20 protein-coding genes and 1 pseudogene are annotated in these 22,181 nt (G+C 70.2%); 13 read left to right on the top strand and 8 right to left on the bottom strand.

Annotation, left to right across the window (positions count from 1 at the left end; translation table 11 throughout):
- Positions 1-207 precede the first annotated feature (207 nt).
- Both OG627_RS18020 and OG627_RS18015 read left to right on the top strand, forming a co-directional pair.
- Positions 208-1,884: a PP2C family protein-serine/threonine phosphatase gene (locus tag OG627_RS18020; RefSeq protein ID WP_329072749.1), complete on the top strand. Its 1,677-nt coding sequence runs from the start codon at positions 208-210 to the stop codon at positions 1,882-1,884.
- Positions 1,885-2,085: 201 nt separating this feature from the next.
- Positions 2,086-3,585 carry an aminopeptidase P family protein gene (locus OG627_RS18015; protein WP_329066324.1) on the top strand — a complete coding sequence of 500 codons (1,500 nt, stop codon included), beginning with the start codon at positions 2,086-2,088 and terminating at the stop codon, positions 3,583-3,585.
- Between the two features lie 57 nt (positions 3,586-3,642).
- Here the strand turns inward: OG627_RS18015 and OG627_RS18010 are convergent, their stop codons facing one another.
- On the bottom strand, positions 3,643-4,236 hold the full coding sequence (locus tag OG627_RS18010) for an ATP-binding protein (protein ID WP_329066323.1): 594 nt from the start codon (positions 4,234-4,236) through the stop codon (positions 3,643-3,645).
- 326 nt (positions 4,237-4,562) lie between these two features.
- On the opposite strand from OG627_RS18010, the gene OG627_RS18005 reads away from it, so the two are divergent.
- From OG627_RS18005 to OG627_RS17965, 9 genes are all read left to right on the top strand, one after another.
- Positions 4,563-5,471 carry a hypothetical protein gene (locus OG627_RS18005; RefSeq protein WP_329066321.1) on the top strand — a complete coding sequence of 303 codons (909 nt, stop codon included), beginning with the start codon at positions 4,563-4,565 and terminating at the stop codon, positions 5,469-5,471.
- Between the two features lie 157 nt (positions 5,472-5,628).
- Positions 5,629-6,414 carry a YcnI family protein gene (locus tag OG627_RS18000; protein WP_329072747.1) on the top strand — a complete coding sequence of 262 codons (786 nt, stop codon included), beginning with the start codon at positions 5,629-5,631 and terminating at the stop codon, positions 6,412-6,414.
- A gap of 193 nt (positions 6,415-6,607) precedes the next feature.
- Positions 6,608-7,267, top strand: a complete 660-nt coding sequence (locus tag OG627_RS17995) for an SCO family protein (RefSeq protein WP_329066319.1) — start codon at positions 6,608-6,610, stop codon at positions 7,265-7,267.
- Positions 7,267-7,749, top strand: coding sequence for a copper chaperone PCu(A)C (locus tag OG627_RS17990; protein WP_443073636.1), 483 nt, complete (start codon positions 7,267-7,269; stop codon positions 7,747-7,749). The genes OG627_RS17995 and OG627_RS17990 overlap by 1 nt, the downstream gene beginning before the upstream one ends.
- Before the next feature lie 20 nt (positions 7,750-7,769).
- Positions 7,770-9,878, top strand: coding sequence for a copper resistance protein CopC (locus OG627_RS17985; RefSeq protein WP_329066315.1), 2,109 nt, complete (start codon positions 7,770-7,772; stop codon positions 9,876-9,878).
- Positions 9,879-9,884: 6 nt separating this feature from the next.
- Entirely contained in the window at positions 9,885-11,261 is a 1,377-nt protein-coding gene (efeB, locus tag OG627_RS17980; RefSeq protein WP_329066313.1) for an iron uptake transporter deferrochelatase/peroxidase subunit, read from the top strand.
- A gap of 177 nt (positions 11,262-11,438) precedes the next feature.
- Complete coding sequence (gene pheA, locus OG627_RS17975) at positions 11,439-12,374, top strand: prephenate dehydratase (RefSeq protein ID WP_329066311.1); 936 nt, start codon at positions 11,439-11,441, stop codon at positions 12,372-12,374.
- A 636-nt stretch (positions 12,375-13,010) separates the two neighbouring features.
- Complete coding sequence (serS, locus tag OG627_RS17970) at positions 13,011-14,288, top strand: serine--tRNA ligase (RefSeq protein ID WP_329066309.1); 1,278 nt, start codon at positions 13,011-13,013, stop codon at positions 14,286-14,288.
- A complete protein-coding gene (locus OG627_RS17965) occupies positions 14,285-15,127 on the top strand; it encodes an HAD family hydrolase (protein WP_329066306.1) in 843 nt (280 codons plus the stop codon). Before serS ends, OG627_RS17965 begins: the two co-directional genes overlap by 4 nt.
- 428 nt (positions 15,128-15,555) lie before the next feature.
- Here the strand turns inward: OG627_RS17965 and OG627_RS17960 are convergent, their stop codons facing one another.
- The 7 genes and pseudogenes from OG627_RS17960 to OG627_RS17930 form a co-directional block, all read right to left on the bottom strand.
- On the bottom strand, positions 15,556-16,248 hold the full coding sequence (locus OG627_RS17960) for a hypothetical protein (RefSeq protein WP_329066304.1): 693 nt from the start codon (positions 16,246-16,248) through the stop codon (positions 15,556-15,558).
- 348 nt (positions 16,249-16,596) lie between these two features.
- Positions 16,597-17,316, bottom strand: coding sequence for an ABC transporter permease (locus OG627_RS17955; RefSeq protein WP_329066302.1), 720 nt, complete (start codon positions 17,314-17,316; stop codon positions 16,597-16,599).
- A gap of 26 nt (positions 17,317-17,342) precedes the next feature.
- Complete coding sequence (locus tag OG627_RS17950; RefSeq protein ID WP_329066299.1) at positions 17,343-18,254, bottom strand: ABC transporter ATP-binding protein; 912 nt, start codon at positions 18,252-18,254, stop codon at positions 17,343-17,345.
- The gene (locus OG627_RS17945) at positions 18,251-19,159 is read right to left on the bottom strand and encodes an ABC transporter permease (protein ID WP_329066297.1); all 909 of its coding nucleotides are present in this window, start codon (positions 19,157-19,159) and stop codon (positions 18,251-18,253) included. The genes OG627_RS17950 and OG627_RS17945 overlap by 4 nt, the downstream gene beginning before the upstream one ends.
- Positions 19,149-20,186 carry an ABC transporter ATP-binding protein gene (locus OG627_RS17940; protein ID WP_329072745.1) on the bottom strand — a complete coding sequence of 346 codons (1,038 nt, stop codon included), beginning with the start codon at positions 20,184-20,186 and terminating at the stop codon, positions 19,149-19,151. Before OG627_RS17940 ends, OG627_RS17945 begins: the two co-directional genes overlap by 11 nt.
- A gap of 149 nt (positions 20,187-20,335) precedes the next feature.
- Positions 20,336-20,602 (bottom strand): hypothetical protein, encoded by a 267-nt coding sequence (locus OG627_RS17935; protein WP_329073218.1) that lies wholly within the window; start codon positions 20,600-20,602, stop codon positions 20,336-20,338.
- A 281-nt stretch (positions 20,603-20,883) separates the two neighbouring features.
- Positions 20,884-21,234: pseudogene (locus OG627_RS17930) on the bottom strand (helix-turn-helix domain-containing protein); the annotation flags it as partial.
- A 305-nt stretch (positions 21,235-21,539) separates the two neighbouring features.
- On the opposite strand from OG627_RS17930, the gene OG627_RS17925 reads away from it, so the two are divergent.
- Together OG627_RS17925 and OG627_RS17920 are read left to right on the top strand one after the other, a co-directional pair.
- Positions 21,540-21,683, top strand: coding sequence for a hypothetical protein (locus OG627_RS17925; RefSeq protein WP_329066295.1), 144 nt, complete (start codon positions 21,540-21,542; stop codon positions 21,681-21,683).
- Between the two features lie 52 nt (positions 21,684-21,735).
- Positions 21,736-22,089 (top strand): MerR family transcriptional regulator, encoded by a 354-nt coding sequence (locus OG627_RS17920; RefSeq protein ID WP_329066293.1) that lies wholly within the window; start codon positions 21,736-21,738, stop codon positions 22,087-22,089.
- Positions 22,090-22,181 lie beyond the last annotated feature (92 nt).

Below are 22,181 nucleotides of genomic sequence, written 5' to 3'. Positions count from 1 at the left end.
GCCAAGCTCAGAACTCCACGGATACCCGGCGGATCTCCCGCAGATAACCGCTGTCGCATCGGGACAATGCTGGACATTACATCCGGTGTGCGTGTACATGTGGATGCACTGACGGCCGCGCAGAATGAGCGGAATGACATGGGGGTTCGCGATGCTATTGAGCGAAACGCACCGGTCGCAAAGTCGGCTGCCATGAGCGCCCGACACATGCCGAAAGTGGCTGGAATCGATGCCCTGGTACCCGCTCCCGCCCACACTGATCCGCCGCTCGACGACCTGCCCGTCGCTCCCGTCGCGTTCATCCAGGACCGGCTGGCCGGCTGGGTCTCCGATCTCACCACCCTCCATGAGCTCACCGAGCGGCTGGCCGGAATCCGCTCCCTGGACGCGGTACTCCATGAACTTCTGCGGGCCGGCGCGGCCCTGGTGGGGGCGGGCCGGGGGCTGGTCGTACTCGAACCGGCCGACGGGCTGGGCCCTGTCACCACGCTCGGCCTCGGTCTCTCGCACGCCGATCTCGGCCAGCTGGAGACCGTGCCGCGCCACGTCACCTCGTACGGCGCGCTGTTCGCCGGGGCCCATCGGTACGCCGAGTGCACCGAGTGCACCGGGGTCAACGGGCACGCGGCGACCACCGGGTACCCCGGCACCGCCGGACGGCCGGAACCCGGCGGCGTCCCCGAACCGGTGTGCGTCCCCGATCTGCTCGCCCTGCCCGACCTGGACCCGCGCGAACGCGAGGTCGCGGCCCGGCTCGGCTACGGCGCCAGTTACGCCGTACCGCTGACCGGCATGGCCGAGACCGCGGCCTCGGCGGCGACGCAGGAGACAGAGGCGGGAACAGAGGAGGGAACAGAGGAAGAGGCAGCGGGGACAGGTACGGGAAGCACGGGAGACACGGGCAGTACGGGCAGTACGGGCAGCAGAGGCAGCGTCGGAGCCGCTGGAGCCGTCGGAGCCACCGCGGACACGGCCGCCGGTACGGGCCCGGGAAGAGCTGCGGCCACCCCGCCCCCCGAACAACTCGGCGCCGTCATCTGGCTGTACGACGAACCCGCCGAGCCGACCGAACGGCAGCGCCATCTCGTCAGCCTCTACACCCGGTACGCGGGCGAGCAGCTCGCCCGGATGGTGGAGCTGCACCGGGCCCGTACGCGGATGACCGCCCTCGCCGAGGAGCTGCTGCCCAGCCTGCTGCCCCGGGTGCCCGGCGTACAGCTCGCCGCGCGCCACCGCACGGGTCCGCTCGGCGGCGGCGACTGGTACGACGCGCTGCCGCTGCCCGAGGGCGCCCTGAGCCTGGCGGTCGGCTCGGTGAGCGGCTCCGGGCCCGGCGCGGTGGCCGCCTCGGGGCGGCTGCGCGCCTGTCTGCGGGCGTACGCCGTGATGGAGGGCGAGGACCCCGTCGCCGTACTCTCCGATCTGGAGCTGCTGCTGCGGCTGACCGAACCGGCCCGTACCGCCACCGCGCTCTTCGCGTACGCGGAGCCGGACCGGCGCCGCATCGTGCTGGCCGGGGCGGGGCACGCGCCGCCGTTGATCGTCGGGGACCGGCGCACCGAGTTCGTCGAGACGTCCCTGTCCGCGCCGCTCACCGTGCTCAGCTGCTGGCAGGCGCCGAGCGTGGTGGTGTCGCCCGCACCGGGCGAGACGGTGCTGCTCTATACGGACGGACTGCTGCGGCGCACCGGCGAGCCCATGGACCGCGCCTTCGCCCGGCTGCACGCGGCGGCGGCGAGCGTGCCCGCCGCCGCCAGGCGGGATCCGGGGGCCATCGCCGACCACGTACTGCGCGGGCTGCTGCCGGAGCCGGCGCAGGGAGCCGGCCGCCGTGGGGACGACTGCGGAGACGACATCGTGCTGCTGGCCGCCCGCTTCGACTGAACCCGACCGGCCTGCCTACGGGCCGACAGGCTCACCATCCGATCGTCCGGCTGTCCGATCGTCCGACTGCCGGGCTGTCCGGCTGGCCGATCGTCCGGCGTCCGACCGGCCAGGGGTCCAGCGGTCCTGGGGTCCCCCTTCCCCTCGCGCATACGATGGAAAAGATGGCCCATTGTTGTAGTCATATAAGGAGAAGAAGCCGTGGCTGAGGAGCTCACCCCGGTAACCCCGGATACGCCGGAAATCCCGGATGCGGAGACCCCTGAGACAGAAGAAGCACCGATCAAGCCGAGGAAGAACGGTCTGTACCCGGGCGTGTCCGATGAGCTCGCAGAGAACATGAAGTCCGGCTGGGCCGATACCGAGCTGCACGGCCTGGAGCCGATCGCGCAGGCGTCCCACACCGCCGCCCGTCGCGCCGCGCTCTCCGCGCGCTTCCCGGGCGAGCGCCTGGTGATCCCCGCGGGCAATCTCAAAACGCGCTCCAACGACACCGAGTACGCCTTCCGCGCCTCCACCGAGTACGCCTATCTCACCGGCGACCAGACGCAGGACGGCGTCCTGGTCCTGGAGCCGAAGCCGGGCCAGGACGGCCACGAAGCGACCGTCTACCTGCTGCCGCGCTCCAACCGGGAGAACGGCGAGTTCTGGCTCGACGGCCAGGGCGAGCTGTGGGTCGGCCGCCGGCACTCGCTGACCGAGGCCGAGCAGTTGCTGGGCATCCCCGCCAAGGACGTCCGGGAGCTGACCGCCGCGCTGAAGGAGGCCACGGGCCGGGTCCGTAACGTACGGGGCCACGACGCCGGCGTCGAAGCCGCGCTGACCGACAAGGTCACCGCCGAGACCGACGAGGAGCTGCGCGTATACCTCTCCGAGGCGCGCGCGGTGAAGGACGAGTTCGAGATCGGCGAACTCCAGAAGGCCGTCGACTCGACCGTCCGGGGCTTCGAGGACGTCGTACGGATCCTCGACAAGGCGGAGGCGACCAGCGAGCGCTACATCGAGGGCACGTTCTTCCTGCGCGCCCGCGTCGAGGGCAATGACATCGGGTACGGCTCGATCTGCGCGGCGGGACCGCACGCCACCACCCTGCACTGGGTACGCAACGACGGCGACGTGCGCCGGGGCGACCTGCTGCTGCTCGACGCCGGCGTGGAGACGCACACCCTCTACACCGCCGACGTCACGCGCACGCTGCCGATCGACGGCCACTACACCGACCTCCAGCGGAAGATCTACGACGCGGTGTACGAGTCGCAGGAGGCCGGCATCGCTGCGGTGCGGCCCGGCGCGAAGTACCGCGACTTCCACGACGCCTCGCAGCGCGTGCTCGCCGAGAAGCTCGTCGAGTGGGGCCTGCTGGAGGGCCCGGTCGAGAAGGTGCTGGAGCTGGGGCTCCAGCGCCGCTGGACGCTGCACGGCACGGGCCACATGCTCGGCCTTGACGTCCACGACTGCGCGGCGGCCCGCCGGGAGGCGTACGCGGACGGGACGCTGGAGCCCGGGATGTGCCTGACGGTCGAGCCGGGGCTGTACTTCCAGGCCGACGATCTGACCGTACCGGCGGAGTACCGGGGGATCGGCGTCCGGATCGAGGACGACATCCTCGTCACGGAGGACGGCAACCGGAATCTGTCGGCCGGGCTGCCGCGGCGGTCGGACGAGGTCGAGACGTGGATGGCGGGCCTGCGGACCAGCTGAGCCTTCAAGGCTCTCGGAGGTCAGAGGGAGGGCGCTCCTGCACTCGTCAGTGCCGGTTCATACGGCCCTGAGCAGGGCGTCCTCCCGCCATTTGAGGATCTTGTCGAAGCTGACCACGGCCCCGTGCCCCGGCTGGTTGCGCACATACACGTGGTCGGTGAGCTGCTCGATCAGACACAGCCCACGGCCGCTCTCGGCCATGAGGGCGGCGGTCGGCGGCGCCGGCGCGGAAGCGAGCACGACGGGCGCGGGAGCGGGCGCGGGAGCGGGCGCGGGAGCGGGCGCGACAGCGGGCGTGGAGGCGGGGGCGGACATGGGACCGGGCGTGGGAGCCGGAGCAACGGCCGGAGCGGGCGCGGCGCGGCGCGTCAGCCGACGGGCGGGAAAGCCGGGCCCCGAGTCGGACACCTCGATACGGCACAACTCGCCGTCCAGATAGGCGGTCACCCGGTACGCCCCCGGCGCCTCGCCGGGGCCCTGGACGCCGCCGTGCTCCACCGCGTTCGCGCAGGCCTCGCTGAGGGCGACGGACAGATCGAAGCAGACGTCCGGATCGACACCGGCGGTCTCCATGGTGCCGAGCAGCAGGCGCCGGGCGAGCGGAACGCTCGCGGCTTCGCGCCGCAAGTGGAGAGACCACCAGATGCTCATGCTCCAGCCTCCTGGCTGCGGCTCGACGTACCGATACTTATTGCCCCTCATCTGGCCGTAAGCACCTGATTGGCGCGATACCCCTCATTCGGCGGACGCGAGTGGGGCGCGGGCCGGTGTATAGGACGGCGCAGGCGCTCCGCGCCGGGCGCTCGGGGTCTCGGGGGTACGGCCGACGGGCTCGTGACCTGGCTCGTGATCGGGTACGGGACGAGGCGCGACCGGCGGGGGGACGAGGCGCGTGAAGCGCGGCGTACGGGGGCAGAGGGTGACCTTCCGGACCTGCCCCACGGAGCGTACGGCCGCAGTGCGATGATGACCCGGCCATGTCCATTCCCGTGCGCGTTCGTGCCACAGCCGCACCGCGGCTGTTGAGAGCCGCGGTGTTCACCGCGGTCTGCGTCGTGCTGTCGGCGACGGGACATGTCATGGCGGCCTGTGCCCCGGTGCCCTGGTGGACCCTGCTCATCGGCTTTCTCGGAGTGTTCGCGGTCGCTGTGACGCTCTCGGGACACGCACGCTCCACCGCGTCCATCGTCGTGGCCCTGGCCGGCGGGCAGTTCGGCCTGCACAGCCTCTTCGGCCTGGGGCAGCAGCGCCTCACCATGTCGGCCGCCCGGGACGACGTACTGATCAGGATGGCCGCCAAGCTCGTCTGCGGAGCGGGCCCCGGCTCGCTCAGCCCGCTCGACGCACAGCGGATCGTCGCCGACGCGGGGCTCAGCCCGGCGGGTTCGGCGGGTTCGGTGGGATTCGCGGGATCTGTGGGATCGATGGGTTCGGCGGCGGGCGGCATCCATCAGCACCTGGCGACGGGCGGAACCGGCGGGATCGCGGCCGACGTGACGAACGGGCTCACCGCCGGGGCCGCGAACGGCGGCATGGGCGGTGGCATGGCCGGCGGCCTGCTGCCGTCGCTGCCCATGCTCCTCGCGCACCTGCTGGCCGCCCTCGCCGCCGGGTGGCTGCTGAGGCACGGCGATCTCGCGCTGCTCCGGCTCGGCCGGCTCTCGGCGCAGGGCATCGGCGACGTCACGGACAGCGCGGCGCTGCGTGCCCTGCGCGCGGCCTTCGCGCTCGTACGGGCCATGCTCGCCGGGCTGCCCGGCGCCATCGCGCCGCGGCCGCACGCCCCGCGCACCTCCCCCGTACCTCCCCCGCTGTCCGGCGGGGAGACACTCCAGCACTCGGTGATCAGACGCGGCCCTCCAGCCGTATTCGCTCTCGCAGCCTGACGCGACGCACTCCGCACTCCGTACGGACGGGGGTGCCGTCGCCGTGCCGCCGCGCGTCCGCGCGGCGACGCCTCCTGCCCGATCGCCCGATCGCCCGATCGCTCGGTCACCCGCTCACCTCACACCGTGGAGTGTCTCCGTGTTCTCAGCCTTCTCGATGTCCTCGGCCTCGGCCTCGACCAGAAACATCTCCCGCGTCTGCGTCGCCGGCGGTATCGCCGCGAGCGCGCTGCTGCTGCTGGCGGGTCCCGCGTCCGCACACGTCAGCGTGCAGCCGCAGGGCGAGGCCGCCAAGGGCGGTTACGCCACGATCAACTTCAAGGTCCCCAACGAGCGCGACGACTCGGCCACCGTCAAGGTCGAAGTCAACTTCCCGGCCGACCACCCGCTGGCGTCCGTCATGCCGCAGCCGGTGGCCGGCTGGGACATCAAGGTCACCAAGGACAAGCTGGCGAAGCCGCTGAAGATGCACGGCAACACCATCACCGAGGCCGTCTCCAAGGTCACCTGGACCGCGACCGGCGGCAAGACGGGACCGGGGATCGGCGCGGGCCAGTTCCAGCAGTTCCCGCTCTCCGTCGGACAGCTTCCCGAGGACGCCGACCAGCTGGTCTTCAAGGCCCTCCAGACGTACGACAACAAGGAAGTCGTCCGCTGGATCGAGGAGCCCAAGGAAGGCGCCGAGGAGCCCGAGAGCCCCGCGCCGGTCCTGAAGCTCACGGCCGCCACCGGCGACGAGCACGGCACTACGGACAAGGCAACGGCCGAGACCGACGCCAAGCAGGCCGACGCGGACCGCGACACCGCCTCCGCCTCGACGTCCGCTGCCTCCGCCGACAGCAGCGACACCACCGCCCGCGTCCTCGGCATCATCGGGATCGTCATCGGCGTGGGCGGGGTCGCGTACGGAGTCCTGGCCGGCCGCCGCCGCGGCAACGCCTGACGTACCGCGGGACGTACGGCATGACGTACGCCACGACGCACAGCACGACATGCGGCCTGACGTAACGCGCGCCTCGCACACCACGCACCACGCACCGCCCATCGTGACCTTCGCGGCGCGCGGGGCCGGGTCCCTTCCGGCCTCGCGCGCCCGACGGCCCGCACCACACGACCCAGCACCAGGACATATCCCCATGCGCAAGAAGACCGTGACCACCGTCGCCGCCCTCACCGTCGCGGCGGCCCTCACCCTGACCGCCTGCGGCAGCGGTGACGACTCCGCCTCGAAGCCGATCGCCGACATCTCCGCCTCGGCGAAGACCCAGGCCGCGACCGTGCTCGACCAGCCGTTCAAGAAGCCGAACCTCGTCCTCACGGACACCAAGGGCAAGCCGTACGACCTCCGTGAGGCCACCAAGGGCAAGCCGACGCTGGTCTACTTCGGCTACACCAACTGCCCGGACGTCTGTCCGCTGACGATGAGCAACATCGCCATCGCCATGAAGTCGCTCTCCAAGGCCGACCGGGAGAAGCTCCAGGTCGTCTTCGTCACCACCGACCCCGAGCGGGACACCTCCGCCGAACTCGCCAAGTGGCTGCCGAGCGCGGGCGATCCGTCCTTCATCGGGCTCACCGGCGACTTCCCCACCATCCAGGCGGGCGCCCGTCAGCTCGGCATCGGCATCGACGCGCCCAAGAAGGAGAAGGACGGCACCGTCACCTCCATGCACGGCACCCAGGTCATCGCGTTCTCCCCGAAGACCGACGCCGGGTATGTCCTGTACGGCGAGGACGCCACCGCCGACGACTACGCCAAGGACCTGCCGAAGCTCGTCAAGGGGGAGAACCCGTGATCCGCCGCGCGCCCCTGGCACTCTGCGGCGGCCTCACGGCCGCCCTGGTCCTGGCCGTGACCGGCTGCTCCTCGTCGTCCGCCTCCTCTTCCGATTCCGACGCCTCCGGCGGCACGCCCCGGCTGAAGGTCAGCGGCGGCTACATGCCCAAGCCCGTCAGCGACATGGCGGCCGGCTTCCTCACCGTCACCAACAGCGGCCGCTCCGCCGACCGGCTCACCTCCATCACCAGTGACATCTCGGACGACGTCACGATCCACCGGACCGAGAACGCGAAGATGCGGGAGGTGAAGTCCTTCGACATCCCCGCCGACGGCGAGCTGGATCTCGAACGCGGGGGCAACCACATCATGTTCGCGAACCTCAAAAAGCGGCCCTCCCAGGGGCAGGAAGTCGGCATCGAGCTGCACTTCGAGAAGACCGACCCGATCAAGGTCGAACTTCCCGTGAAGGAGATCAACTACAACCCGGCCACCCACTGACCGAGGGACTGAGACACGCCATGACAGCCACCGCCCCGCGCTTCGGAGCCGCCGGCCCCACCAGAGCCATATCCCTGGTGCGCCTGCTGCTCGTCTCCACGGTGCTCATCGGCACCGTCTTCACCGTGCTCTCCGGTACGGCGTCGGCGCATGCCGCGCTGACCGGCAGCACCCCCGAGGACGGGGCGGTGGTCGCCACCGCGCCCAAGGACATCACCCTCTCCTTCTCCGAACAGGTCGCGCTGGGCGACGACTCGATCCGCGTACTCGATCCGGACAGCAAGCGCGCCGACACCGGGAAGGTCCTCGACCTGAGCGGTGGCGGCAGCGTGCGGTACGGCGTCGACCTCAACCCCGATCTGGCCGACGGCACCTACACCGTCGCCTGGCGGGCCGTCTCGGCCGACAGCCACCCCATCTCCGGCGCCTTCACCTTCTCCATCGGAGCCCCCTCGGAGACCACCGCAGCCCTGCCCACCGAACAGGCCGGCGGCGGACTGGTCGGCACCCTGTACGACATCGCGCGCTACGTCTCGTACGCCGGCTACATCCTGCTCGTCGGCGGCGCCGCCTTCATCCTCTGCTGCTGGCAGCGCGGCGCCTCCGTACGGCCCCTGCAACGCCTCGTCGTCCAGGGCTGGCTGACCCTGACCGGAGCCACGCTCGTCCTGCTGCTTCTGCGCAGCCCGTACACCGGCTCGGGCAAGCTGGCGGACGCCTTCGACCTGAACGGGCTCCAGGACGTCCTGGCGACCAAGACCGGCGCGGCCCTCGTCTCCCGGCTGCTGCTCCTCGGCGCGGCCGCACTGATCATCGCCGTCCTCTTCGGCGCGTACGCCAAGCGCGAGGCGCCCGCGGCAGAGGGGGAGAGCGAGCAGGAGACCAGCGAGCGGGAGAGCCGGCAGAGCAAGGAGAAGAAGGACCTCACCTTCGGCCTCGCCATGGGCGGCACCGTCGTCGCGGCCGGGATCGCCGGAACCTGGGCGCTCGCCGAGCACGCCTCGACCGGGATCCAGCCCGGACTCGCCATGCCCATGGACGTCCTGCATCTGCTGGCGGTGGCCACCTGGCTCGGCGGCCTCACCGCGCTGCTGGTCGCTCTCTACCGGGCACCCTTCATAGAGAGCGCGGCGGTACGGCGCTTCTCCCGCACCGCCTTCATCAGCGTCGTGGTGCTCGCCGCGACCGGGCTCTACCAGTCCTGGCGTCAGGTCGGATCGTGGTCGGCGCTCGGGGAAACGTCATACGGACAGCTCCTTCTGGTCAAGATCGGGCTCGTCGCCCTGATGGTCGGTATCGCTTGGTTCTCCAGGAGGTGGACGGGACGGCTGGCAGAACGGCCGGAGCCGGAGTCGGAGCCGGAGTCGGATTCATCGGAGTCGAAGTCGAAGTCGGAGGAGGAAACGGCCGTCACGGGCGGGACCACCTCGGACGAAGCGGCCGAGGCGACCGAGGCGACCGAGGGGACCGAGGCGGTCGTGGCCGCGACGGAACCGGAGACCGGGAGGACGACCGGGACCGCCGCGACGACAACCGCCTTTGGTGGCAGTGAGAGAGCTACCCAGCTCGCCCGCCAGAAAGCCGCATTGGCGACCGCACGCCAGAAACGGAACCGCGACGTCGATCCCGTACGCACCGGACTGCGTCATTCCGTACTGGCGGAGGCCGGCGTCGCCGTGGTACTCCTCGCCGTCACGACCGTACTGACCTCGACCGAGCCCGGCCGCACCGCCGAGCAGGAGGCGAGCAGAACCGGCGGTACGGCCTCGGCCACCGGCGAGCAGAAGGAACCCGTCAGCCTCAGCGTGCCCTTCGACACCGGCGGCGCGAAGGGCAGGGGCACCGTACGGCTCACCCTCGACCCGGCCTCCCCCGGCGCCAACGTGATGGACGTCCAAGTCGACGGGCCCGACGGAAAGCCGCTGGACGTGCCCGAGGTCAAGGCCGCTTTCACACTCAAGGCCAAGAAGATCGGCCCGCTGCCCATCACCCCGGAACGCACCGGCGCCGGGCGCTGGAAAGCGGACCCCGTGCTGATCCCGATGCCGGGCGAGTGGCAGCTCCAGCTGACCGTACGGACCTCCGACATCGACCAGACCACCATCGACAAGAACGTCAAGATCGGCTGACCCACCGTGAGCGACACCCGACAGAACCAGGACCGCACCCCCGCCCTCTCGGGCACCGACGCCGACGGCGTCACCGGGGACAGCACCGGTGACACCCGCCCCGCCGCCATCTCCCGGCGGCGGCTGCTCGGCACGGCGGGCGCCGCCGGCGCCGCTGGACTGGCGCTCGGCACGGTCGGCGGCGCCACCGGCTACGCGGCCGGGCGCCCCGAGCCGGTGGCCGCTCTGACCACCATCGGCACGGGCTCCGTCCCCTTTCACGGCGCCCACCAGCCCGGCATCACCACCCCGATGCACGCCGGCGGCCATCTGGTCGCCTTCGACCTGCTCCCGGGCGCGGGCCGCAAGGAAGCCGCCGCGCTGCTGCGCCGCTGGTCGGCCTCGGCGCGGGCCCTGATGGCCGGCGAACCGGCCACGAGCGGCACGGGAACGTCCGGCGGAAAGGGCGCTAAGGCCCCCTCCGTGGGCCACGACACGGGCATCGCCCTGGACGCGGGACCGTCCTCCCTCACCGTCACATTCGGTTTCGGCCACAGCTTCTTCGGCCGCACCGGCCTGGCCGACCGGCGCCCCGCCGCCCTGGACCCGCTGCCCGCCTTCTCCTCCGACCGTCTCGACGCCCGGCGCAGCGAGGGCGACCTGTGGATCCAGATCGGCTCCGACGACGCGCTGGTCGCCTTCCACGCCCTGCGCACCCTCCAGAAGGACGCGGGCGCTGCGGCCCGGGTGCGCTGGCAGATGAGCGGCTTCAACCGGTCGCCCGGCGCGACCCCGCACCCCATGACCAGCCGCAATCTGATGGGCCAGATCGACGGCACCGGCAACCCGAAACCGTCGGAACCGGACTACGACCAGCGGATCTTCGTCCCCGCGAACCCGCCGGCCGGCACCCCCGACTGGATGGCGGGCGGCTCCTACGCGGTGGTGCGGCGGATCCGCATGCTCCTCGACGACTGGGAGAACCTCAGCGTGGGCGCGCAGGAGCACGTGATCGGCCGCCGCAAGTCCGACGGCGCCCCGCTCACCGGCGGCACGGAGACCACCGAGATGGACCTCGACCGGATGGGCTCCGACGGAAAGCCCGTCATTCCCGTCAACGCGCACGCCCGGATCTCCAAGCCCGAGGCGAACGGCGGAGCCGCGATGCTGCGCCGCCCGTTCTCCTTCCACGACGGGATCGGCGCCGACGGCACACCGGACGCGGGACTGCTCTTCGTGTGCTGGCAGGCCGACCCCCTCAAGGGCTTCGTGCCCGTACAGCGCAAGCTCGACCGCGGAGACGCGCTGTCGGCGTTCATCCGCCACGAGTCGAGCGGCCTGTACGCGGTGCCCGGGGGCGCGCGGCAGGGGGAGTACGTGGGTCAGCGGCTGCTGGAGTCGTGAGGAGGGGTACGTAAGTACCTATGACGCGTGTACGGCCGACGGGCACGCGTCATCGCTACGGCCTCGTACGCCGCATGGGCCGGGCAGCGGGCACGGGGAACGGGGAGAGGGGGAGCGGGGAAGCGGGGAGCGGGAAGCCGGGAACGATGACCCCGGTCGGCCCATTAAGGTGACCGTATGTCGGCCATGCGCTATACGTATCTCGGCCCCGAGGGCACCTTCACGGAAGCGGCTCTCCGTACGCTCCCGGAAGCCGCCACGCGGGAACTCGTCCCGATGGTGTCCGTCCCAGCGGCCCTCGACGCCGTACGGAACGGCGAGGCCGCGGCGGCACTCGTACCGATCGAGAACTCGGTGGAGGGCGGCGTCACGGCGACGCTCGACGAGCTGGCCTCCGGTGAGCCACTGATGATCTACCGCGAAGTGCTGCTGCCGATCGCCTTCGCCCTGCTCGTACGGCCGGGGACCGGGCTGTCCGACGTCAAGACGGTGACCGGGCATCCGGTCGCCCAGCCGCAGGTGCGCAACTGGCTGCGGGCCCATCTGCCGGACGCGCTGTGGGAGTCCGCCGCGTCCAACGCGGACGGGGCCAGGCTGGTGCAGGAGGGCCGGTTCGACGCGGCCTTCGCGGGCGAGTTCGCGGCGGCGCCCTACGGGCTCGTCCCCCTGGTCAGCGAGATCCACGACGCGGAGAACGCGGAGACCCGCTTCGTGCTGGTGGGCCGGCCCGCGCGGCCCTCGGCGCCGACCGGCGCGGACAAGACGTCGGTGGTGATCTGGATGGGCGACGACCACCCGGGCGCGCTGCTCGAACTGCTCCAGGAGTTCGCGGTGCGCGGGGTCAACCTGATGCTGATCCAGTCGCGGCCGACCGGCGCCGGGATCGGTAACTACTGCTTCGCCGTGGACGCCGAGGGCCATATCGCGGACCGGCGGGTGGGCGAGGCGCTGATGGGGCTGAAGCGGATCTGCCCCAAGGTGCGGTTCCTCGGCTCGTACCCGCGCGCGGGCGTGTCCCCGGCGGACGTACCGACGCTGCGGCCCGGCACCTCGGACTCGGAGTTCATCGAGGCGGCCGAGTGGCTGGCGCGCAGCCAGGACGGCCGCGCCTGAGCCGCGCGGCGGCCCAAGCTCTGTGGCGGGCCGAGCCTTGTGGATGCCCGTGCTCTGTGGGTGCTCTGTGGATGCCCGTGTCCTGTGGATGCACAGGAAAGTTATCCACAGGCATTCTTCTCGACCTGGGGACAAGTCGACAGCAACATCTGACACAGTCGACAAATCGCCCCAGTCACCCCACTTCCATCCACAGGGCACCAGGTCGCCCCGTGTCAGCTCAATTCCAGTGATCAACTCGTTAGAGCGAGTAATTCCCACCCGAATGAGTGGGCGAAGCGGGTTTGAGAAGGGAATTCCACAGAGCTTCCGCAGCCTCCCGGTCCACGAATTCCGTGATCCACAGATCTCCCACACAGCCTGTGGATAACTTTTCCCACCCTCGCCTTTCTGTGGACAACGGCCCCGTCGACCCACCCCAAGTCCCGCCCCCCGCAAGGGAGGTGAGTCAAGACGGCAGCACCGGAATGCCTCATTCCGGGGAATTGCGGCCCCTTTATTGACGAACGGAGAGCGAACGCCGAGCAACTCGCCTGGACGCTCTCCCCACCCTCCCTAATTGCCGCAATTTGGACAAATAGCCACGCCTGTCACTATCGAGTGGGCGCTGTCGGTGCACACCGGTAGCCTGGTGGGGTGATTGACCTTCGCCTGCTCCGTGAGGACCCCGACCGTGTTCGCGCCTCCCAGCGCGCCCGTGGAGAGGACGTCGCCCTCGTCGACGCCCTGCTCTCCGCCGATGAGCGGCGCAGGTCGTCCGGCGTCCGTTTCGACGAGCTGCGCTCCGAGCAGAAGTCGCTGGGCAAGCTGATCCCCAAGGCCACCGCCGACGAGCGGGCCGAGCTGCTCAAGAAGGCCGAGCAGCTGAAGGCCGACGTGAAGGCGGCCGACGCCGAGCAGCACGAGGCGGACGACGAGGCCAAGCAGCTCCTCCTCCAGCTGGGGAACGTCGTCCATCCGGACGTGCCGGTCGGCGGCGAGGAGGACTTCGTCGTCCTGGAGACGCACGGCACGGTCCGCGACTTCGCGGCCGAGGGCTTCGAGCCCAAGGACCACCTGGAGCTGGGCGAGGCACTGGGCGCCATCGACGTCGAGCGCGGCGCCAAGGTCTCCGGCTCGCGCTTCTACTACCTGACGGGTGTCGGCGCCCTTCTCGAACTGGCCCTGGTCAACGCGTCGATCGCGCAGGCCACCGAGGCCGGTTTCATCCCGATGCTCACCCCCGCGCTGGTACGCCCGCGCGCCATGGAGGGCACCGGCTTCCTCGGCCAGGCCGCGGAGAACGTGTATCACCTGGAGAAGGACGACTACTACCTGGTCGGTACGTCGGAGGTCCCCCTCGCCGCGTACCACATGGACGAGATCATCGAGGCCGACAAGCTCCCCCTGCGGTACGCGGGCTTCTCGCCGTGCTTCCGCCGCGAGGCCGGTACGTACGGCAAGGACACCCGGGGCATCTTCCGGGTCCACCAGTTCGACAAGGTCGAGATGTTCTCGTACGTCGACCCGGCGGAGGCCCAGTCCGAGCATCAGCGGCTGCTGGACTGGGAGAAGCAGTGGCTGACCTCCCTCGGCCTGCCCTTCCAGGTGATCGACGTGGCCTCGGGCGACCTGGGTTCGTCGGCCTCGCGCAAGTTCGACTGCGAGGCGTGGATCCCGACGCAGGGCAAGTACCGCGAGCTGACCTCGGCGTCGAACTGCGACGGCTTCCAGGCCCGCAGGCTCTCGGTCCGTATGCGTGACGGCAAGCAGGTCAAGCCGCTGTCGACGCTGAACGGCACCCTCTGCGCCGTACCGCGCACGATCGTGGCGATCCTGGAGAACCACCAGCTGGCGGACGGTTCGGTACGGGTGCCCGAGGTGCTGCGTCCGTATCTGGGCGGCCGTGAGGTCCTGGAGCCGATCGCCAAGTGAGCACGGACCCCGCGCCCGCAGTGGCCGCGCCGACGTCGTCGTTCCCGTACAAGCTCGTCGCGACCGATCTCGACGGCACGCTGCTGCGCGGCGACGGCACGGTCTCCGAGCGCACCCGGAAGGCGCTCGCCTCGGTGACGGCGGCGGGTGCCGCGCACATCATCGTCACGGGACGTGCCGTGCCCTGGACCAGGAACATCCTGGACGACCTGGGTTACGAGGGTCTGGCGGTGTGCGGTCAGGGCGCGCAGGTTTATCACGCCGGTGAGCACAAACTGCTGACGTCGCTGACGCTGGACAGGCAGCTGGCCAAGCTGGCGCTCTCCCGGATCGAAGAGCGGATCGGCGCGCCGACGCTGGCCGTGAGCCGGGACGGGCTGGACGGTGAAGTGCTGGTCGGCCCCGGCTACCGGGTGCACGAGGGCCCGCTGCCCGCCCTGTTCGTGGACGACCTGGCGCAGCTGTGGGCGGCGCCGCTCAACAAGGTGTACATCCAGCATCCGGAGCTGGGCGACGACGCGCTGGCCGAGGAGGCGCGGGCGGCCGTCGGCGGGCTGGTGGACGTGGTCATGGCGGGCCCGGGCGTCGTGGAGATCCTGCCGCTGGGCCTGACCAAGGCCACCGGGCTCTCCCTCGCCGCACGGAGGCTCGGCGTGAAGGCGGCGGACACGATCGCGTTCGGGGACATGCCGAACGACATCCCCATGTTCGGCTGGGCGGGATACGGCGTGGCGATGGCCAACGCGCACGAGGAGCTGAAGGCCGTCGCTGACGAGGTCACCGCGTCGAACGGGGACGACGGCATCGCGGTCGTGCTGGAGAAGCTGCTGCTCGGTTAGCCGCCCTGTCCTGGCCGACCGGCCGTCGCAGGTGGTCCGGGAGGAGTGGTCCGGGCGGAGTGGTCCGGGCGGAGTGGTCCGGGAGGGGTGGCCCGCGCGGATGCGCGCTCGAAGCGGCCACCCCCGGGCAGCGCGCCGGCGGCTGCGCGGAGTGGTGATGGCTACTCCGGTGCCTGCGCGGTGCTGCCCTGCTGGGAACTCGACGGACTCGGACTCCCGGTCATCGCCGTGCTCCGCTCCCGGTCTGTGGGGTCTTCCGGACCCACCACAACTGTGCCCGGAACCTCGGTACGGCGCCACCGAATATCCGCCAACGGCCCGTGCCCGCCGTGGACTCACCGCCGGCGGTCACAGCGGGCACAGCGGGCACGGCGGACACGGGCCTGCCGGGCCGCCGCGCGACCCGGCCTACCGCCTCACCGGGCGGATCAGCGGCGCTTGCGGCCGCGGCGCAGATCCCGCACCTGATGGGCGAGGTCGTCCACCTTCGCGTCGACCCGGTTGAGATGGGCGGAGACGTCGCACAGCCGGTTGCTGAGCGCGGCGACCACCCGGTTGGTGGCGTCGAGCCGGCGGTCCAGACTGTCGAGCCGGTACGACATCCGGTTCAGGACCGGCCCCAGCTCCTGAAGCGCGAGCCCGACGCCGCCGAGGCAGGACTCGATGTTCGTCACGCGCCGGTCGAGGTCCGCGTACCCCTTGCGCAGCTCCTCCTCGGCGTCGAGGAGGTACGTACGGACGCTGCGCGCGATGTCGCTGTCGCGGAGGAGCATCGCGATGTTGAGCACGGCCCGGCGGGGGTGGAGCGTGAGACTGGAACGCCTCTGTGGATAACTTCCGACGCCTCCCGATGAGAGTGACAAGTTGTCACTCTGATATTCGCGCAGGTCAGAGCCGCGCAGCACCCGCATCCCGTTCTCGCACAGCTCCGCGCGATGCCTCGCCGTCAACTGCCTGATGACGCCTGTGGATACTTCGAAGTACCGCGCGACGTCCTCCGTACGGACATGGATACCGTCCGGAAGCATCGTCAGTGCCTTGATCTTGTCGAGCGCCTCGACCCGCCCCATGACGCTGTCGCGCATCGTGCGCGATTCGAGCAGAGCACCTTCAGGTGGCATGTACATGCCTTCCTCTTCGTGAACCGATGATGGTCGGCCCTCTCCCCGGGCTTCAGGGGTGGAGGTCGGCTCACGGTGCTACTCACTCAATGACCGGTGCGGCCGTCCTGTGCGACCACCGGCAATCCCCAGATTCACGAACGCTCGACGTAACGAACTCCAGTTGCCTCCACGCCCCCTGCCAAACGAACAGATAAGCCTACAGTTACGCGGCAACCCCCGCCTATCGGGCGGGGGTTGTCCTACCGAACGAGGATTACGGTGCTCCAAGTGCTCCAAGTGCTCCAAGTGCTCCAGGTACTCCCCCGGCGCTCCAGATGCTCCCTGTCCTCCCGGTGCTCCCTGCGCTCACTCCTCGCCCGCGAGCGTCAGCGTCCGGAGCTTCTGCCCCGCGTACCACGTCGCGGCCACGGACACCCCGACCAGCAGAATCACCGCGAGCGGCAGCGTCACGTCCGAGGTGATGATGCCGTCACCACCGATCTTCTGGGCGAGCGCCAGGGCCCACTGCTGGACGCTGAGCGTCCGCGCGCCGGACACCAGGCTGCCGAAGAGCGTCTCCCAGACCAGCGCGTAGACCAGCCCGATGACCACGGCGTGGCGGCTGACCGTACCGAGCAGCAGGAACAGCGCGCTGTACGCGATGGAGGCGACGAGGGCGGCCACGGTGTACGCGATGGCGATCTGCTGCCCGTTGCCGTTGAGGATCCACCCGGCGATGAAGGTGGGGATGGCGGAGAACGCCATGGTCACGGCGATCGCCACGATCAGCTTGGTGAAGATGATCGACGAACGCTTCACCGGCTTGGAGAGCAGATAGACGATCGAGCCGTCGTCGATCTCGGGGCCGATCGCGCCCGTACCCGCGATCACGCCGATCAGCGGCACCATCGTGGCGAGCGCGAAGCCGCCCAGCACATCGGCGGCGATCTGGTCGTCCACGCCGTTGAAGGCGCGGACGGCCACCGACATCAGGATGAGCAGCGCGGGCAGGATGAGGAGGATCGCGGCCCGGCGCCTGCCGAGCAGGGCCCGGTAGGTGAGCCGGGCGACTGTGGGGTTGTACATGGACGTCACAGCTCCTTTCAGGCCGCTCAGGCCGCTACGAGATAGGAGAAGACCGACTCGAGGGACTCGTCGGAGGGCGAGACCGTGAGCAGCCGGATGGAGTGTTCACGGGCGACCTTCGGGAGCAGCTCGGTGAAGCGCCCGAAGTCGACGGCCTGGATGCGCAGGGCGCCTTCGGCCACATCGACGTCGATGCCGGCCGTCGACGGGTCGGCGATCAGGGCGGCGGCGAGCGCGCGGTCGTCGCTGGAGCGTACGAGGTAGCGGTGCGGCCGGTCGGTCATCAGGCGACGGATCTTGCGGAAGTCGCCGGAGGCGGCGTGCCGCCCCGCCACGATCACCTCGATGTGCGAGGCGAGTTGCTCGACCTCCTCCAGGATGTGGGAGGAGAAGAGCACGGTGCGGCCCGTGGCGCCCATACGCCGCAGCAGGTCCATGAGCTGCATGCGCTGGCGCGGGTCCATGCCGTTGAACGGCTCGTCGAGCAGCAGCACCGACGGGTCGTGGACCAGCGCGGACGCCATCTTCACGCGCTGGCGCATGCCCTTGCTGTACGTCCCGATCCTGCGGTCCTGCGCGTACTCCATCTCGACCGTGGCGAGCGCGGCACGGGCCGCCTTCGGGCCCAGTCCGTGCAGTTCGGCGTTTGCCACGACGAATTCGAGGCCGGTGAGGAAGTCGTACATCCCCTCCCGCTCCGGCACGATGCCGAGCTGCCGGTAGGCGGACTCGTTGCGCCAGATCGGCTCACCGTCGAGGGTGACGGTGCCCGTGGAGGGGGCGAGGAAGCCCGCCATCATGTTGATGAGGGTGGACTTGCCCGCGCCGTTGGGGCCGAGCAGGCCGGTCACACCGGGGCCGATGGTCATGGTCACGTCGTTGACGGCGACCACGTTGCCGAACCAGCGCGAGGTGTGCTCGATATTGATGGTGGTCACAGCCCGACCTTCCGGTAACGGCTCATGAGAACGGCGTACGAGCCGAAGATGAGCCCGAGTACGACGAGCAGATAGACCACGCCCACCCCGGCCGAGGGGCCCGCGCTCGCCGGGAAGGACGACGAGGCACCGAGAAACGCGGTCTGGAGGCCGTCGATGAGCGTGATAGGTGAAAAGAGGCCGATCCACTTGACGGCGGATCCCTCCCCCGCGGACGAGGCGATCGCCTGGAGGATGGAGACGGCTCCGTAGGAGATGGTCAGCGTCGCGATCACGGCGGCGACACCGAAGCCCCGGCGCGGGGTGAGCGCGGCCATCACCAGGCCGAGCCCGCCGAACAGCAGGGAGAGCACCGCGATCGAGACCAGTCCCTGGCCGAATCCCTTGGTCTGCTCGACGAAGTCCATCTTGGCCAGCAGCGAGCCCACATAGAGGATCAGCACCGGCACCCCGGTCAGTACGAAGAGGGCGGAAGCCATCGCTCCGTACTTCGCGAGGACGTAGTCGACGCGCTCGATCGGGCGCGAGAAGTAGAGCGGGACGGTCTTGAAGCGCAGGTCGCGGGAGACGGACTGCGGTGCCTGCGAGGCCAGGTAGAGGCCGATGATCGCCTGGGTGAAGATCGCGTAGCGCGTGTAGTCGAGCGGCAGCTTCTTCAGGTCGGTCGCGACGGCGACCGCGACGATGATCGCCGCGGGCAGACACATCACCGCCAGGAGGATCATCGGAAGAACCTTGGACTTGGCCGAGCGGCCCAGTCCGTACGCGCCGCGCAGGGACTGCACGTACAGGGAACGGCGGGCATAGGCGCGGCCGAGGCGCGCGCCGTCGTAGTTGCGGTACCCGATGTTGTGGATACGGGTGGTGTCGGCCCCGGTGCCGGTCGGCCGGATCTCAGTGCTCATCGCGGGCGCCTCCCTTCTGGAGTGCGTAGTCGGCCGCGTTCTCGTTGGCGGAGGGAGTGCTCGCTCCGTCTCCACCGGGCCCGTCCGCCTCCGCCTGGCGCGGGCGGAAGACCTCCGCGATGTGGTGGCGGCGCTGCTCCATCCGTACGAGACCCAGGCCGAGCCCGGCGACGGTGTCGCGGACGGTGTCGTATGTCTCCTCGCCCTTGGCCTCGATCAGGAGGATGTGGCCCGCGCCCGGCAGCCCGTCCTCCGAGCCCGGGTGGATCGTGACACCGGCCGCCGACAGGGCCTCGCGCAGCGCCCCCGTACCGTCGGGGTGCGTGTCGGTGTCGGTGACCTCGACGGCGAGGGTCGTGGTGGTCTGGGTGAAGTCGCTGGTGGAGCTGGAGCGCAGCAGCGTTCCGCCGTCGATGACGACCACGTGGTCGCAGGTGCGCTCCAGCTCGCCCAGAAGGTGCGAGGTGACCAGGACGGAGATGCCGAAGTCGGTGTAGACGCGGCGGATGAGGCCGAGCATCTCGTCGCGGCCGACCGGGTCGAGGCCGTTGGTCGGCTCGTCCAGCAGCACCAGCTGCGGGTCGTGGACCAGCGCCTGCGCGAGCTTGACGCGCTGCTTCATGCCGGTGGAGTAGCCCCCGATGGGGCGGTACCGCTCCTCGTAGAGGCCGACGTGGCGGAGGGTGTCGGCGGTCCGCTCGCGGGCGGCCGTCGCGGGAAGTCCGGACATGCGCGCCATATGTACGACGAACTCGGTGGCCGAGACGTCGGGCGGCAGACAGTCGTGCTCGGGCATGTATCCGACCCGCTCACGGATGGCGCCGCCGCTCGTGGCGACGTCGAGCCCGAGCACCTCGGCCCGGCCTTCCGTGGCGGGGGACAGACCCAGCAGGATCTTGATCATGGTGGACTTGCCGGCTCCGTTGGCCCCCACCAGCCCGGTCACACCGGGGCCGATGTCCAAGGAGAGCCGGTCAAGCGCGGTTACCCGGGGGAACCGCTTACTCAGGCTTTCGGTCGCGATCACAGTCACCCCTCGAAGGTAGTGGTGTCGGCCACATCGGTCGTCAGACCAGGCGGCTGTATCCGTGTCAGCCTCCAGGCGTAGGCACCCGTAAGGGCCACGTAAGGCCGGGGACGCCTTAGGGTCGACGCTCGAAGTCCTTCGGGGGTTGATCATGTAGCTGGTCTGGTTGAGGATTCTTCCTGGTGATCGGCGGTGTGCCGGTCGAGTCTGGCCAGCAGATCGTCCAGGTCGGTGGTGGTGAACTTCCACTGGAACGGCTGTGCTGTGGCGTTGTAGCGGTCTTCGAAGGCGCGGAGCCGGTCCCTGACCCCGGTGAGGTCGGTGAAGTCGTCGGGGGTGACGACCTTGCGCTGGACGATCGAGAAGAAGATCTCGATCTGGTTCGTCCAGGAGGCGTGCACGGGGGTGTGGACCATGACCGCGTTTGGGAACGCCGCGGTGAGGCGGTCGACACGCGCATGGCGCGGGCCTGGCCGGGGGCGAGGGTGGGGTGGCAGCGGCAGCGGCAGCGGGTCTGGACGGAGGTCTTCTCGTCCGCGCTGATGACGTACTCGTCCGTGCCCAGCGGCGTGCCCTCGAAGGTGCGGGCGTACAGGTCAAGGACGCACTTGGCCTTGGGGCGGAAGTCCGGGGCGGTGATGAAGATCCAGGACTGGTGCTGCCACGGCTTGAGCGCGTCGGCCCCGAGCCGGCGGCGCACGGTGGAAGCCGATACGAAGCTGACGATGCCTTGCCGGGCGGCCTCGCGGGCCAGTTCCGGGCATGACCAGTGTGAGAGCGGCACGCCGGTCTCGGCGGGCAGCCGGCAGGCCATGGCCTTGACCTCGGTGACCTGCATGGGGGTGAACGAGGCCGGGCGGCCGCAGCGTTCACGGTCTTTGAGCCCGGGCATGCCCGCCTCGGCGAACCGGCCCCGCCAGCGGCGCACGGTGTCCAGGTGCAGCCCCGTCTCCCGCGCGATACGCGCATTGGAGCGTCCACGCGCGGCATGCAGCACCACCTGCGCACGCACCCGCAGCCGGTGCTCGGTCCGGTGACCGTAGGCCATCTTCTTCAGCCGCACGCGGTCGGCGGCGCTCGGGGCTATCGGACAGGCGGTGCGGACGGGCATGGCGGGCGAACCGATCGGCCGAAGTGGATCACTGGCAAGCCGCAGCCTGCCCCGCCCGTCGCGGGGGCGGAGCCCACACGTCGCGACCGGGTGCGGATCGGGCAGGATGCAGACCATGCCCACACCGCCGTCCTCCACCAAGACCTCCCTCGCCCAGCGGCTTTCGGCGCGCGCCCGCACCGCCTGGCCCCAGCTGGCCGCCGTGCACGTACGTCACCGGGGCGCCTTCGCCTACATGGCCCTTGGAGGAGGTACGCGGTACCGGGGACCAGACCCTGCTCGTCTACACGGCCGAACCCCACTCCCGCTCCGCACAGGCCCTGTCGTTCCTCTCCGGATGGGCGCCCACGGCCGAGCACAGCCCTCCCGCAGACCTGGCCATCTGACCCTGTCCGGCAGATGTGCGGGGACCCGCTGGTGCGGAGAGGCGGCAGGAACATGAGGATCGGCGAATTGTCCCGGCGCACGGGAGTCACGCGCCGATTGCTGCGGTACTACGAGGAACAGGAGCTGATCCATCCCGAGCGCCTGGCCAACGGCTACCGCGACTATCCGGACCGGGCTGTCGAGGACGTGCTGCGTATCCGTGACCTGCTCCGTTCCGGTCTGCCGACCCGGGTCATCCGTGACGTCCTGCCGTGTCCGCACGGTCCCGGCGACACCCTCACCAACCCCGATCTGCTGCGGGCCCTGGTAGCCGAGCTGGGTGCGATGGAGAGCCGGATCGCCTGCCTGGCCATGAACCGCGACGCCATCCGCGGATACCTGCGCCAGCAGGGCGTCCAGGTCTGATCTGGGGGCCGGTTTGACCTTCACACAGGTGAGAGCCTTTTACGGTGCTCCGCGTGGCCGAACACCGGCCGCTCGACGATGCGAGGAGCACA

This window comes from Streptomyces sp. NBC_01429 (genome assembly GCF_036231945.1).
Taxonomy (GTDB): Bacteria; Actinomycetota; Actinomycetes; order Streptomycetales; family Streptomycetaceae; genus Streptomyces.
The sequence above is the reverse complement of the archived record's forward strand: the minus strand, read 5'-3'. Positions and strand labels throughout refer to the sequence as shown.

What these genes read in the sequence shown, in the direction of transcription:
- OG627_RS18010 (WP_329066323.1), bottom strand. Translation starts at nt 4,236, where the DNA reads ATGAGCATCTGGTGGTCTCTCCACTTGCGGCGCGAAGCCGCGAGCGTT.
- OG627_RS18000 (WP_329072747.1), top strand. Translation starts at nt 5,629, where the DNA reads ATGTCCTCGGCCTCGGCCTCGACCAGAAACATCTCCCGCGTCTGCGTC.
- OG627_RS17920 (WP_329066293.1), top strand. Translation starts at nt 21,736, where the DNA reads ATGAGGATCGGCGAATTGTCCCGGCGCACGGGAGTCACGCGCCGATTG.
- OG627_RS18005 (WP_329066321.1), top strand. Translation starts at nt 4,563, where the DNA reads ATGTCCATTCCCGTGCGCGTTCGTGCCACAGCCGCACCGCGGCTGTTG.
- pheA (WP_329066311.1), top strand. Translation starts at nt 11,439, where the DNA reads ATGTCGGCCATGCGCTATACGTATCTCGGCCCCGAGGGCACCTTCACG.
- OG627_RS17960 (WP_329066304.1), bottom strand. Translation starts at nt 16,248, where the DNA reads ATGCCACCTGAAGGTGCTCTGCTCGAATCGCGCACGATGCGCGACAGC.
- OG627_RS17955 (WP_329066302.1), bottom strand. Translation starts at nt 17,316, where the DNA reads ATGTACAACCCCACAGTCGCCCGGCTCACCTACCGGGCCCTGCTCGGC.
- OG627_RS17985 (WP_329066315.1), top strand. Translation starts at nt 7,770, where the DNA reads ATGACAGCCACCGCCCCGCGCTTCGGAGCCGCCGGCCCCACCAGAGCC.
- OG627_RS18020 (WP_329072749.1), top strand. Translation starts at nt 208, where the DNA reads ATGCCGAAAGTGGCTGGAATCGATGCCCTGGTACCCGCTCCCGCCCAC.
- OG627_RS17995 (WP_329066319.1), top strand. Translation starts at nt 6,608, where the DNA reads ATGCGCAAGAAGACCGTGACCACCGTCGCCGCCCTCACCGTCGCGGCG.
- OG627_RS17935 (WP_329073218.1), bottom strand. Translation starts at nt 20,602, where the DNA reads ATGGTCCACACCCCCGTGCACGCCTCCTGGACGAACCAGATCGAGATC.
- OG627_RS17945 (WP_329066297.1), bottom strand. Translation starts at nt 19,159, where the DNA reads ATGAGCACTGAGATCCGGCCGACCGGCACCGGGGCCGACACCACCCGT.